This is a genomic window from Onishia taeanensis (assembly GCF_013349955.1).
Lineage (GTDB): Bacteria > Pseudomonadota > Gammaproteobacteria > Pseudomonadales > Halomonadaceae > Onishia > Onishia taeanensis_B.
In genome coordinates this window covers 59,036-71,762 of record NZ_JABVXC010000004.1, presented here as the reverse complement: position 1 = coordinate 71,762, position 12,727 = coordinate 59,036, and the positions used below count along the sequence as shown (strand labels likewise).

The following is a 12,727-nucleotide window of genomic DNA, read 5'->3' as shown; positions in this document are numbered from 1 at the left end:
CAAAGGCCGGGCGTTACTGTTTCTGGAGATGCCAATGCAACCGCCCATGACGTTCGAAATGTGCCGTGTCCTGACCCAGCTGACGCGTCAGTTGCTGGAGGCCGGCGAACACGCAACAGAGACCCACGTGCTAGCCAAGGGCCGCGTCTATCGCGTGGCCCTGACCCTTGAGCCGGTGCCTATCGAACAACTCCCTGACGTCATCCAACGCTATCGCTAACGGAGGCCATTATGGCAACCCCTATTCATCCCAAAACCGTCAACAAAGCACCGGTTACGCAAGCCATCCCGGACAGCACGGCGATCATCCAGGTGATCGAGCGGGCCGCCCTCAACCCTGAGGTCGATATCGACAAGATGGAGCGCCTGCTGCAGATGCAGGAGCGCGTGCTGGATCGCCAGGCGCTGATGGCCTATAGCGCTGCCATGGCGGCCATGCAGACCGAACTGCCCAGCATCGCCGAGCGCGGGAAAACCAACAACGGCCACTACGCCACTCTGGAAGACATCGTCGATACCGTGCGCCCGATCATGAAGACACACGGCTTCGCGGTGAGCTTTCGCATTCAGACACAGGAGCGCGGGATTCAGGTCACCGGTGTGCTCATGCATCAGGACGGCCATCGGGAAGAGACCAGCATGCTGCTGCCGGCCGATACCAGCGGCAGCAAGAACGCCGTCCAGGCATTCGGCTCGTCCACTAGCTACGGCAAGCGCTACGTGCTGTGTGCTCTGCTCAACATCACAACCCGCGGCCAGGACGACAACGGTCAGACCGCTGACCCGGTCAAGCTGGTCACCCCCTTCCAGGCCGGGCAGATCCGGCAGCTGATTGCCGCCTGTCCCCCGACGACTCAGGAATGGTTCGTCGGTAGGTACAGCGACGCCGAGCAGGTGCCACGTAGCGACTTCGACAAGCTGCGTGCCTCCCTACAGAAGCGGGCACAACCCAACCACCAACATCACTGACCGGCTGGCGAGGGGCTTCCCCTCGCTGGCTTATGCCGTGTCATCGAGAAGGAGAACGTCATGCAGATCCTGACACTGGAACAGGGCACGCCCGAGTGGCATGCCGCCCGTCTGGGCATCATCACCATGTCCGAACTGAAGACTCTGCTGGTCAAGGGCAAGGGGCCGGGAGGCTTCGGTGCCGGTGCGATGAGCTACATGCACCAGCTGATCGGTGAGCGCATCACCGGCGAGCCCTCCGATACCTTCCAAGGCAATGCTCATACACTGCGCGGCCACGAGCTGGAGCCGGTGGCCCGCGATCTTTATCACGAATCCGCTGGGCTGCCACGCCTGGAGCAGGTCGGCATCATCTTGAACCACGGAGTCGGCTATTCGCCGGATTGCCTGGTGGATGGCAACGGCCTCGTCGAGATAAAAACCAAGCTGCCCAAGTATCAGATCGAGCTGCTGTTAGCAGACGAGCTGCCCCAGGAGCACGTCGCACAATGTCAGGGTGGCTTATGGGTCAGTGAGCGGGAGTGGATCGACTTCGTCAGCTACTGGCCGGGCATGCCGCTGTTCGTGAAGCGGGCCTACCGGGACGAGGCGATGATCCGCACCATCGCCAAGCGGGTCGAGGCATTCTACGAGGAGCTGGAGCGCCGCATGGACATGGTCATGGCGGCCTGAGGAGCAACATCATGAACCACCGCAAGCTGAGTGCCGGCGAGACTGCCGGCACCTATCGCATCACCGACACGGTGACCGAGGCGGAGCTCTTGAGCATCGCCAAAGCCTTCGCTCGCCGACGGCTGGCCAAGGGACGCAAGATTACCAAGCCCGGGCTGGCATTCGAGCACCTGCAGGTGCTGTTGCAAGAGTATGAGCACGAAGTATTCAGTGCCCTATTCCTCGACTGCCAGCATCGGGTGATCTGCTTCGAGGAGCTTTTCCGCGGCACCATCGATTCGGCGAGCGTCTACCCCCGTGAGGTCGTCAAGCAAGCCCTAGCCTGCAATGCTGCTGCGGTGATCCTGGTTCACAACCACCCCTCTGGCGATCCCGAGCCCAGCGATGCAGACCGACGCATCACGCAGCGGCTCACAGAAGCCTTGGGCCTGGTGGAAATCCGCATCATCGATCACATCGTGGTTGGGACAGAAGGATGCTCATCCTTTGCAGAGCTTGGATACCTCTGAACGTCAACGAAAACACAACGCCGGCGCTGCCTTCAGGGGCGGCGCCGGCTTGTAAGGGGTCGCTTTCATTTTTTGGCGCTTCGTCATTGGATGTGAAACTCGACCCATACTGGCTGGCAACGTCGGCCATGCCTGGCGCATAACAAATAGTCGTTTGAAAGATGAATATGGTCCGGGTGCTCGTGCATCCGGACCGTCGATGCATCGACTCAAGCAGTCACAATGTCACGAAGGGTTGTGCCTCACCGTCACGGAACTGGTAGATATCCCACTCTTCCTGCTTGAGCCCTGGCATACCCGGGGTGCCGATGGGCATACCCGCCAAGCCCATACCGTCTGTGTCGGGTTGCTCCTCGAAGAGCCGCTCCACTGCCTCGAAGGGCACGTGACCCTCAATGACATACTCGCCCATCTCGATGGTGTGACAGGAACCCAGTCCGTAGGGAAGTCCGGCTCGCTCCTTAACCTGACCGATTGGTACGTCGTCTACGATGGCAACCCTGACGCCAAGCGCCTCAAGCTGGCGGGCATACTCGTCGCAGCAGCCACACTGGGGGTTCTTATAAAGGATAGCCTGGCCCGGCAAACCGGCTTGGGCGGTGCCGGTGCCAAGTGACAAGGCGGCAGAGAAGAACAGCGAAGGGACGAGGCGGTTCACGAGCGATTCTCCTGAGAATGACGGAACGTGATCACATATTTGGCATAGGCGGCGGTGCCGAGGCCCAGAAACAGCATGAAGGCCAAAGGCATCAGCCAGCCCATCAAGCCCATAAGGGCGAAGCATTCGTTGCTCAACATCATGTTGTGACTCCTAACGATAATATATTACTGCCGACATGCTGGGGACATCGTGTGACCAGGGTGGGCGTCAGGATCTTGGAGGTTTGAGCGGGGACGGGGCGATGAATTCGACCGCGGCCTGGATGCCGATGCCGATGCCGATGCCGATGCCGATGCCGATGCCGGCCAGGGTATTCTGATAGTAGGTAATGACGAGGGTTACTGTCGAAATGGCTGCACAGACGCCACACTCGGGATCGGCGTTATTGAGCACCTTGACCTGGGCCACGTCGCAGCCGTCGGCATGGCCGTCTGGGCCGCCAGGCTGGACACCAACAGCAGCACAGCTAACAACAGCGCTAGCAAGCTTCCTCATAGGGTGAGATGCGGTTGTCTGGCCTGACCGGTCATGGCGATTTCCTCGTTATCGCGAGGCCATTCTGCGCTAGGCGGGCGAGTAACCATATCTATCCAGCACAACCCGGAGCGATATCAAGAAACGCTCCACGCCTGGCGGAGTGCACAGAGGAATTGGGGAGCGTTAGGGGAGCGTTACTGCGCTGCGTTGCCCCGCCGCATCCGCTCTCGCTGCTCGTCTGTCAGCAGGTCCTGCATCTGGTTACGCATGCGTACCTCGTCTGCCATCATCTCGCCGTGCAGATCAGCCATCTGACCATGGAGTGTCTTTACCTCCTCTGAATCCGGACGATCAGCCTGCATAAGCAGCAGCATCTCCTCGCGCAGGTTCATCATCTCACCCATCCGCTCAAAGTAGGCGGAACGATGTGCCTTGCGCATTTCGCGCAGGGTGCTCAGCTGCTCGTCGTCGAGCATTGCTGCCGCGCCGCCCATGGCTCCCATACCGCCCATCAGGGGACAGGGCATCATGCCACCTTGGCCACCGCCCATCATCATGCCGGGGCCCATGCCACCTTGGCCACCGCCCATCATCATGCCGGGGCCCATGCCACCTTGGCCACCGCCCATCATCATGCCGGGGCCCATGCCACCTTGGCCGCCGCCCATCATCATGCCGCCAGCTCCCTGGGTGCCTTGATGCATCCCGTGAGCAGAAGCGGCACCGCTGGTGGCGATGCCCAGACCAGAGGCCAGCGCAATGGCGATTACTTGCTTATAGTTGATCATGGTCTTTCTCCTATTTTTGATGATCGCAGTGACGACGACTTCTTTGGTTGGGCAAGGGGCATGAACTACCGTTATGAACTTACAACCTATGTGCACCCCCCAAGTCAAGGTGTTCAGTGAGACAGTGAGCGGCAACGGTTTCAGCTTCGTTTCAGGTTGATGCGAAGAAATGGACCCTTCCACTGACGCCAACGGAGGTATCCACATACGCAAGACATTACTGGCGATCGCACTCGGCTAGTCGGCCACCGCAGCGTGGCCGGCGGCACTAAAGGTGGTAGTGACCAGAGTAGTCAGGCCACGGCCCAGGTGGACCGCACCATCAGCTTCGAGACCGGTGACATGTGGTTCAAGCCCGGCGAACGGGTATCTGCCCTGATCACCGCCGATGCCGAGGGCAGCTGGGCCTTCCACTGTCACCTGCTCTATCACATGGATGCCGGCATGTTCCGGGTCGTCAAAGTCGCGTAAGGAATGTTCATGAAGTCCAAGACTGTCGTTATCGGTACCGGTTCTACCCTCGCCATACTGGTGGCCGCTGGCGCTCAGGCCAGCGATGGCTACGATGCCCCGGCGAACTGGCCATCGCCGATGGCCGAACACTCACGGGGCTCGATACTCGTCGATCGCTTGGAATATGCTACCCCCGACAAGGTCGAGGATGCCCTATACTCCAGCCTTCACTCGACACTCTGCATGGCATGGTATGGCTAGATAAAAATGACGGCTAGGTCATATCAAATCAATTTTGTGTATTTTCAGTGCCGTTTCAGCTTTCCCCTCCATGCTAGTTCTTGCCAAACAGCCAAGGAGGTCAATCATGAAACGTTATGCCACTATTCTCGGTGCTACCATGCTAGGTCTATTTTCAATGACGACCTTTGCCGTCACCGGTAATCAGACGTCAGAGCTATTGATGTTGAACGAGGGAGAGAGTGATAGCCAGATCATATCTTCCAACCCCAAACGCTATAGAATTCAAGTAATCGATGAGAGCATCGTACAGCTCAGTAGCGAGCACCTGGCCAGCGACTCTAGTGCTAGCGTCAATATCCAGGGAAGTCTATACGACGAAGAAGGGCGCCTCGTCTCCAAGGACTCAGATCAACGAGGTCACTTCCTGATTACCAAACGAGTAGCGCCCGGAACCTATATTCTGGAAGTGGAAGGGAATGCGATGGGAAGCCCTGATGAAGTTTCCAAGCGCTATAACCTGCACTTGGACTTCGAATAAAACTAGCCAATTAGTTCGTCACCGACTAGGCCGATCGTTGCTGGCCTAGTCATTGCCGGATGTCTCTTCAACGCTAGCTGCGTTGAAGAGACACACCCCACCCCTGATAGCACACTTTGGCTGCTACCAAAATAGCACCAGACCAGATCTTGGGGAGAAAGGTCACCCCCTCACTGCTCGACACACCGCGACCTCACTTGCCTATTCAGCCTAGATTCAGAAAAGTCGCCCATACTAACCACTTTCATGAAACACGGGGAAAGTGCACGCACAAAATCAAACCCTCTATTGCTAAAATATGACCTTTAACGGCCACGGCTTGACCTTGGGGTAACACTAAGGCATTCAAGCCAGAAGAGTAGTTATTGATCACAATCTTTCTTCGGCCCCAAGTCGCCGCCTGCTCGATAAGGCAAACGATCTATAGCAAGCCGGTCAGCAATAGAGTTACTGACATGACGTCACGCCGAGACAACCATTGTCACGAAGAAGCCTCGACACTGGCGCCGACCCGATCAAGAACACTACAGCCGAAGCTATCCACGCCCTGATGAGGAAGGCATCCGCATCGTCATGCTCACCGGTGACAGCCAGACCACGGCCCAGGCCGTAGCGAAGGAGCTGGGAATCGACGAGATCATCGCCGGGGTGCTGCCGGAGCAGGTCAAGGCACTGCAGGCCGAGGGGCGCTTCGTCGCCATGGCCGGCGACGGCATCAACGACGCGCCGGCACTCGCCCAGGCCCAAATCGGCATCGCCATGGGCACCGGCACCGACGTGGCCATGGCGAGCGCCGGCGTCACCCTGGTCAAGGGCGACCTGAAGGGCATCGTTCTCGCTCGCCGCCTTAGACGCGCCTCCATGCGCAATATCAAGCAGAATCAGATCTTGCCTTCGGCTACAACAGCCTGGGCGTACCCATCGCCGCCGAGGTGCTCTACCCCGCCGTCGGCCTGCTGATGTCTCCGACCATTGCCTCCGTGACAATGTCATTCAGCTCGTTCTCCGTGGTGGGCAATGCCCTGCGTTTACACGAACCGAAGATTAAACCATGAGAGTAGGCAAGCCTCCCATGACCGTTGACAAACACTGACGAATGGATACGGCGGTCGACCTGCGGGGCCTGTAGGATGAGACGGTAAGCAACGTCGCCGAAAAAGCCTACTTTGCAACAAGCGTTTCACCTCCAGCCACCTGTAGATGCAATGAAAGGCTGGTAGGAGATCGGCCCGGGCGCTCAAAAAGCCGGGAGACAACCATTCCAGACCCGATACCCATATATAGGACTATGTTAAAGATGTTCAAACTTGCGTTAGGTGGAATCATTACCCTACTCCTCCTTGCCGTCGGAGGAATGGCGGTCATGCATAGCGGAATGTACAACGTCGCAGCAACGGACGAGCACCTTCCGCTTGTCAAGTCAGTCCTGCATTCTACCATGCACGCCTCGGTAGAGGCCGGGGCCGAAGAGATAGAAGCTCCCGACCTAAGCAGTGACAGCATGGTTCAAGCCGGGGCCAAAGCCTATGATGGCCTCTGTGCGGCCTGCCACCTCAAGCCCAGCCTCGAGAGCACGGTACTTCGTGCCGGTCTCAATCCCATGCCACCGACATTCTCGGATTCCACTCATCAAGATCCTGCGCAGCAGTTTTGGGTCATCAAGAACGGCATCAAGATGACTGGCATGCCAGCCTGGGGCGTGACCCACGACGACCAGGAGTTATGGGAGATCGTGGCCTTCCTGCAGCGGTTGCCCGAACTCTCGCCGCAGGATTACCAGGACCTGGTCCGTCCTGACAGCCCGATGGCCGATCAAGCGAAGCATGATGGCCACGACCACGACCATGGTGACACCAGCGCTATGGCTCGCTCAGCAAACGATTCTCACGAGCCGGCAGATGACGGCCACGACCATACCCTGGGAGACATGACCGCCATGAGCGAGCACAAGTCGGCTTCCTCAGGCTCCGCCTCGGCAGACGCAGAACCCGCAGCAAAACTCCAGCTGGCCGACTCGCGCCAGGATGCCTCGTCCTCGCCACAATCCACTAACGACCACTATGCGGACGGCCACACGCATTGAGGCCCTCTGGTTCCTCCTCCCCGCCTGCCAGGTCGACTGTGCCTAGGTTTCGGCATTGCCACCCTCATCAAATATCTGTTTACCTCCGACAAGGGAGATCGCTCATGAAACTCACCATGCCTCACCTGCTGCTGGCGACCGGTCTGCTGCTGGGCGCCACCACCGCTCATGCTGCCCTGCCGGACGAGGCCACACTCTACAAGAATCCCCAGTGCGGCTGCTGCGATGGTTATGCCCGCCACCTGCAACGAACGGGTATCGACGTCACCATCGTCGATGACAAGGACTTGAGCGCGATCAAGAAGGCGGCAGGCGTCCCCTTCGGCCTCGGCGCCTGCCACACCATCATCATGGACGACTATGTGATCGAGGGGCATGTCCCCCTGGCAGCAGTAGAAGCGCTCTTCGAACAACAACCCGACACCAATGGCATCGGGCTCGCCGGCATGCCGAGTGGCACGCCAGGCATGCCGGGGCCGCAGACGGAGCCCTATGAGGTCTACCAGTTCCGGGACCACCAGGAGTCGCCCTTCATGACTCTATAGCGAGACCCGCCTGATGCCCCGCCGGACACCTATCGAGAGACAGCCGGCGGGCGTCCGGCATCCTCCGTCCAGGAACGGAGTGACCTCGCTCTAGTCCCTGGCGTTCCTGTGTGGAGAAGATGCCTCGCCGCTTGGAAGATGAGGCCGGATAATCACTGGTTCATGGCTGAGACCCTTTCGGCATTCAGCCCAAATTCAGCTTGATGACTTATAAACGGACCTGTCGACTAACCCCATGGAGCTATCCATATGCGCAAGACAATCCTAGCAACGACCCTGATCCTCGCCTCTACCGCGGTCCTGGCCAGCGGCGAACATGGCAGTGAGAATCCCGCTCAGGTGGACCGCACCATCAGCTTCGAGGCCGGTGACATGTGGTTCACGCCCGGCGAACTCGCTATCGCACCAGGGAAGACGGTGAAGTTCGAGATCACCAACACCGGCAACCTCGAGCACGAGTTCGTGATCGGCGACGCCGCCGCTCAGGAGCAACACCGCGAAATGATGCGCGAGATGGCATCGGGCGGCGGCCACGACATGTCCGGTGGACATGGTGACGGCGGGCACGGCGGCGGCATGCCCTCCGTGACCATCGCCCCGGGTGAGACCGCGACACTGGTGTGGACCGCCCCGCAGGACACCGATAAGGTCGAATTCGCCTGCAATATTCCGGGCCACTACGAGTCAGGCATGAATGGAGAGATCAACTTCCAGGGATGAAAGCATGAAGCTGTTGCTCGTCGAGGACGATGACCTGCTGGCCGAGAGTCTGGCAGAGACCCTGCAGGACGACGGCTACAGCGTCGATACGGCCACACGCATGCGTGTGGCCGACGCGTTGATGGCCACGGAAGACTATGCCCTCGCCATCCTCGATATCGGCCTGCCCGACGGTTCTGGCCTGGACCTGCTGCAACGCTGGCGGGAACATGGTCATCGCTTGCCCATCCTGGCGCTGACTGCACGGGACACCTGGGAAGACAAGGTAGTGGGGTTGCGGCGCGGAGCCGACGATTACATGACCAAGCCCTTTCACGAGGCCGAGCTGCTGGCTCGATTGCATGCCCTACTGAGGCGACAGGCCGGGGGGCTGACCCAGTGCTTGACCGTCAATGGGGTGCAACTGGATGAGCAGACCCAGGCAGTCAGCACCGATGGCGCGACCTGGCAGTCCCTGACCGCCACCGAATTTCGGCTACTGCGCTACCTGATGCATCACCCGGATCACGTGCACTCCAAGGTGCGGCTGCTCGACCAGCTCTACACCCTGGATCAGGATGCCCCCGCCCCGAACCTGGTCGAGGTCTATATCGGCCGGCTGCGCCGCCGGCTTGGCAATCACATCATCCAGACGCGTCGCGGCCAGGGCTATGTCTTTGCTTCGCGTTGATCGTCGTAGCCTGCGCTTTCGCCTATCCCTATGGCTGGGTGGCGTGGCCCTGATCGCCGTCGCCATCACCTGGCTGCTGCATGGCATCCTGCTGCGCGACCTAGCTCGCGACTTCCTCGGTGATCGCCTGCGCCAGGAAGCGCACTACACGCTGCAACGGTTGCGTCAGGAACAATCCCAGGTGAAACCCTGGCTGGACTCCGCCAGCCTGACCTCGCAGATGTTTCATCATCTCTATGTGCTGCGGCTGGATGGCACGGTCAGCACCTCCCACCCCGGCTGGCTGACCAACCTTTCCCCCTACCTGGAGGGCGAAGACGATACCCTGCTCGAGGTGCAGTGGCAGGGCCGCCACCTGCTGCTCTATCGTGAGGTCTTTACCCTGGAAGACGGCGCCGCCGGCACCTTGTTGATCGGCGAGGACTTCGCCGAGGTGGAAGCCGGCCTGGCCACCCTGCACTGGTGGGTCGGTGGCATCGCGGGCCTGGTACTGCTCCTGCTGATTACGCTCAACCTGGTCGCCGTGAATGCAGGACTGTCACCCCTGGTTCGGCTTCAGCGGCAACTCGATGAACTGCGTGCGGGGTATCGCGAGCGCCTGCAGTTGGACACGCCATCAGAACTCGATGGCCTGGTCGGTCAGCTCAACCGCTTCATGGACGAGCAGGACAAGCGACTCAAGCGCTCGCGGGACGCCGTCGCCAACCTCTCTCATGCACTAAAGACGCCCCTGGCGGCCGTCACGCAGGTGCTAAGAGGCTCTCGCCCCATCGATGGCGATCGCCGCCTGAAGCTATTGACCCGCCTGGAGGACATGCAGGCTCAGCTTGACGCGGAGCTGCGTCGTTCACGCATCGCCGGCCCCTATGCCGGCCAGCTCACCCGCGTCCGGAAGGAGGCCGAGCAACTGATCGAGATGTTCGCCACCCTGCACCCCGACAAGCGCTTTCACCTTGATGGACTGCAGGATGGTCGGGCCACGGTCAGCGTCGAGCGCCAGGACTTCACCGAGATGCTGGGGATCGTCCTCGACAATGCCGGGAAATGGGCGCAGCGCGACGTTCACTGTCGCCTGAGCGTGACGACGACGCTGACGCTGGTCATCGAGGATGACGGTCCCGGCGTGGCAAGGGCGGATCTCGCCCAACTGGGCCGACGCGGGCTCCGCCTCGACGAAGGGCGCCCGGGTCATGGCCTGGGGCTCTCGATCCTTCGGCAGCTGGTCGAGCAGTATGAGGGGCGCGTGACCTTCGCCGCGGCGGTCGCGGGGGGCCTGGCCGTCACCATCGTGCTGCCAACCGCCACAGCACGCGTAAATTCCTCCAGCGACTCAGGCTAGATTCAGTTTACCCCGGCATGATCGATTCCTCTCACCTCATCGCAAAGGAATCGTCCATGGTCGCCGCGAAGCAATCCAGGCTTCCCCTATCACGCCGCCAGCTGCTCAAGAGTGGTGCCGCCCTGGGTCTCGGTACCGCCGCCCTGAGCCTGCGCCCAGCCTGGGCCAATCCCTGGGGCCAGGCCGCTGGCTATCCTCAGGGCGTCGAAACCGGGCCCGACCTGGCTCTGGCGATACGCCGTGACACCTTGCCCATCGCCGGCAAGACCGCCAGCCCGATCAGCATTAACGGCACCAGCCCCGGCCCGCTGATCCGCCTCAAGGAAGGCCAGGATGCCGTGCTTCGAGTCACCAATCTGCTCGAGGAACCGACCTCCATTCATTGGCACGGGATGATCCTGCCTCCCGGCATGGACGGCGTACCCGGCGTAAGCTTCGCCGGCATCGCACCCGGCGAGACCTTCACCTACCGTTTCCCGGTTCGCCAGAACGGCACCTACTGGTATCACAGCCACTCGGGGCTGCAGGAACAGCTCGGTCATGCCGGCCCCCTGGTCATCGATGCCGCCGAGCGTGAGCCCTTTCGGTATGACCGCGAGCATGTGCTACTGCTGACCGACTGGACCTTCGAGGATCCGGCCAGTCTCTTTCGCAACCTGAAGCTCGGCGAGGGCTACTACAACTTCCAGGAGCGCACCGTCGCCGACTTCTTCGCCGACGTGGAGCAGCATGGCTTAGCCGATACCGCGACCCAACGCGCCATGTGGGCCCAGATGCGCATGAGCTCACGGGATATCGCCGACGTTACCGGTAGCACCTATACCTACCTGCTCAACGGCCACGCCCCGAGCGATAACTGGACCGCCCTGTTCAGGCCCGGCGAGACGCTGCGACTGCGCATCATCAACGGTTCGGCGATGAGCTACTTCGACATGCGCATCCCAGGCCTAAAGATGACGGTGGTGGCCGCCGATGGCCAACCGGTACAGCCCGTCCCGGTCGACGAGTTCCGCATCGGCGTGGCGGAAACCTATGATGTCCTGGTCACGCCAAAGGATGACAGCGCCTATTCGTTATTCGCCGAATCCATGGACCGCAGCGGCTTCGCGCTGGGCACCCTGGCGCCGCGCCTGGGCATGACCGCCGCCGTCCCGGCGCGGCGCCAGATCGCCGACCGTGGCATGGAGGCCATGGGCGCTCATGGCGACATGGACATGGCCGGCATGAAGGGCATGGATCATTCCAATATGCAGAGCTCGGGCCCGTCCGGAATGCAGGGCATGGACCATTCCAACATGCAGAACTCGGGCCCGTCCGGCATGCAGGGCATGGACCATTCCAACATGCAGAACTCGGGCCCGTCCGGCATGCAGGACATGGCTTCCCACGAGGCCGGTGCGATACTCCCCGTGGGTGCCGCACAACCCGGCTCTCGCTATGATCAGGCCGGTGTCGGCATCGACCCGAGCGAACGCCGCGTGCTGGTCTATCGCGACCTCAAGGCCTTCACACCCTGGCCGGACCGGCGTCCTCCCGGTCGTGAACTGGAGCTGCACCTGACCGGCAACATGGAACGCTACATGTGGTCCTTCGACGGCAAGAAGTTCAGCGAAGTGACCGGCCCCATCCACTTCGAGAAGGATGAGCGGCTGCGCCTGATCCTGGTCAACGACACCATGATGGAACACCCCATTCACCTGCACGGCATGTGGATGGAGCTGGAGAACGGCGCCAGCGAGCTGATTCCCCGCAAGCACACCCTGAACGTCAAGCCCGGCGAACGGGTATCTGCCCTGATCACCGCCGATGCCGAGGGCAGCTGGGCCTTCCACTGTCACCTGCTCTATCACATGGATGCCGGCATGTTCCGGGTCGTCAAAGTCGCGTAAGGAATGTTCATGAAGTCCAAGACTGTCGTTATCGGTACCGGTTCTACCCTCGCCATACTGGTGGCCGCTGGCGCTCAGGCCAGCGATGGCTACGATGCCCCGGCGAACTGGCCATCGCCGATGGCCGAACACTCACGGGGCTCGATACTCGTCGATCGCTTGGAATATGCT

The 12,727-nt window shown here is 60.7% G+C and carries 18 protein-coding genes; 14 read left to right on the top strand and 4 right to left on the bottom strand.

Translation table 11 applies throughout. The annotated features are described in order from the left end of the window. Positions 1 to 34: 34 nt before the first annotated feature. The 4 genes from HUS66_RS06750 to radC are packed head-to-tail and all read left to right on the top strand — an operon-like array spanning position 35 to position 2,150. Complete coding sequence (locus HUS66_RS06750; protein WP_175070169.1) at positions 35 to 220, top strand: hypothetical protein; 186 nt, start codon at positions 35 to 37, stop codon at positions 218 to 220. 11 nt (positions 221 to 231) lie between these two features. Next, a complete protein-coding gene (locus HUS66_RS06745; protein ID WP_112056413.1) occupies positions 232 to 969 on the top strand; it encodes an ERF family protein in 738 nt (245 codons plus the stop codon). 60 nt (positions 970 to 1,029) lie between these two features. Continuing rightward, the gene (locus tag HUS66_RS06740) at positions 1,030 to 1,641 is read left to right on the top strand and encodes a lambda exonuclease family protein (RefSeq protein ID WP_175070168.1); all 612 of its coding nucleotides are present in this window, start codon (positions 1,030 to 1,032) and stop codon (positions 1,639 to 1,641) included. Between the two features lie 11 nt (positions 1,642 to 1,652). Beyond that, on the top strand, positions 1,653 to 2,150 hold the full coding sequence (gene radC / locus HUS66_RS06735; protein WP_175070167.1) for a RadC family protein: 498 nt from the start codon (positions 1,653 to 1,655) through the stop codon (positions 2,148 to 2,150). Between the two features lie 217 nt (positions 2,151 to 2,367). On the opposite strand, the gene HUS66_RS06730 is transcribed toward radC, so the two are convergent. The 4 genes from HUS66_RS06730 to HUS66_RS06720 all read right to left on the bottom strand — a co-directional run bounded on the left by HUS66_RS06730 (position 2,368) and on the right by HUS66_RS06720 (position 4,076). Next, positions 2,368 to 2,808: a DUF411 domain-containing protein gene (locus HUS66_RS06730; RefSeq protein ID WP_112056407.1), complete on the bottom strand. Its 441-nt coding sequence runs from the start codon at positions 2,806 to 2,808 to the stop codon at positions 2,368 to 2,370. Beyond that, the gene (locus tag HUS66_RS17780; protein WP_168709075.1) at positions 2,805 to 2,951 is read right to left on the bottom strand and encodes a hypothetical protein; all 147 of its coding nucleotides are present in this window, start codon (positions 2,949 to 2,951) and stop codon (positions 2,805 to 2,807) included. Before HUS66_RS17780 ends, HUS66_RS06730 begins: the two co-directional genes overlap by 4 nt. A gap of 67 nt (positions 2,952 to 3,018) precedes the next feature. Next, positions 3,019 to 3,219: a hypothetical protein gene (locus HUS66_RS06725; protein WP_217487942.1), complete on the bottom strand. Its 201-nt coding sequence runs from the start codon at positions 3,217 to 3,219 to the stop codon at positions 3,019 to 3,021. Positions 3,220 to 3,482: 263 nt separating this feature from the next. Beyond that, positions 3,483 to 4,076: a Spy/CpxP family protein refolding chaperone gene (locus HUS66_RS06720; protein ID WP_254628729.1), complete on the bottom strand. Its 594-nt coding sequence runs from the start codon at positions 4,074 to 4,076 to the stop codon at positions 3,483 to 3,485. Positions 4,077 to 4,331: 255 nt separating this feature from the next. Between HUS66_RS06720 and HUS66_RS06715 the strand changes: the two genes are divergently transcribed. The 10 genes from HUS66_RS06715 (at position 4,332) to HUS66_RS06670 (ending at position 12,556) form a co-directional block, all read left to right on the top strand. Further along, positions 4,332 to 4,547: a multicopper oxidase domain-containing protein gene (locus HUS66_RS06715; RefSeq protein WP_258396695.1), complete on the top strand. Its 216-nt coding sequence runs from the start codon at positions 4,332 to 4,334 to the stop codon at positions 4,545 to 4,547. 9 nt (positions 4,548 to 4,556) lie between these two features. Beyond that, positions 4,557 to 4,790, top strand: a complete 234-nt coding sequence (locus HUS66_RS06710) for a hypothetical protein (RefSeq protein ID WP_175070164.1) — start codon at positions 4,557 to 4,559, stop codon at positions 4,788 to 4,790. Between the two features lie 106 nt (positions 4,791 to 4,896). Further along, positions 4,897 to 5,310, top strand: coding sequence for a hypothetical protein (locus HUS66_RS06705; protein ID WP_112056401.1), 414 nt, complete (start codon positions 4,897 to 4,899; stop codon positions 5,308 to 5,310). A 573-nt stretch (positions 5,311 to 5,883) separates the two neighbouring features. Continuing rightward, positions 5,884 to 6,270 (top strand): HAD-IC family P-type ATPase, encoded by a 387-nt coding sequence (locus HUS66_RS06700; RefSeq protein WP_425340073.1) that lies wholly within the window; start codon positions 5,884 to 5,886, stop codon positions 6,268 to 6,270. A gap of 403 nt (positions 6,271 to 6,673) precedes the next feature. Further along, positions 6,674 to 7,393 (top strand): c-type cytochrome, encoded by a 720-nt coding sequence (locus HUS66_RS06695; RefSeq protein ID WP_254628728.1) that lies wholly within the window; start codon positions 6,674 to 6,676, stop codon positions 7,391 to 7,393. Positions 7,394 to 7,497: 104 nt separating this feature from the next. After that, complete coding sequence (locus HUS66_RS06690; protein ID WP_240724526.1) at positions 7,498 to 7,938, top strand: DUF411 domain-containing protein; 441 nt, start codon at positions 7,498 to 7,500, stop codon at positions 7,936 to 7,938. A 249-nt stretch (positions 7,939 to 8,187) separates the two neighbouring features. Beyond that, complete coding sequence (locus HUS66_RS06685) at positions 8,188 to 8,658, top strand: cupredoxin domain-containing protein (RefSeq protein ID WP_136246719.1); 471 nt, start codon at positions 8,188 to 8,190, stop codon at positions 8,656 to 8,658. 4 nt (positions 8,659 to 8,662) lie between these two features. Further along, on the top strand, positions 8,663 to 9,328 hold the full coding sequence (locus HUS66_RS06680) for a response regulator transcription factor (RefSeq protein ID WP_136246720.1): 666 nt from the start codon (positions 8,663 to 8,665) through the stop codon (positions 9,326 to 9,328). Further along, complete coding sequence (locus HUS66_RS06675; protein ID WP_112056394.1) at positions 9,309 to 10,667, top strand: ATP-binding protein; 1,359 nt, start codon at positions 9,309 to 9,311, stop codon at positions 10,665 to 10,667. The genes HUS66_RS06680 and HUS66_RS06675 overlap by 20 nt, the downstream gene beginning before the upstream one ends. Before the next feature lie 56 nt (positions 10,668 to 10,723). Beyond that, positions 10,724 to 12,556, top strand: a complete 1,833-nt coding sequence (locus HUS66_RS06670) for a copper resistance system multicopper oxidase (RefSeq protein WP_175070163.1) — start codon at positions 10,724 to 10,726, stop codon at positions 12,554 to 12,556. Positions 12,557 to 12,727 lie beyond the last annotated feature (171 nt).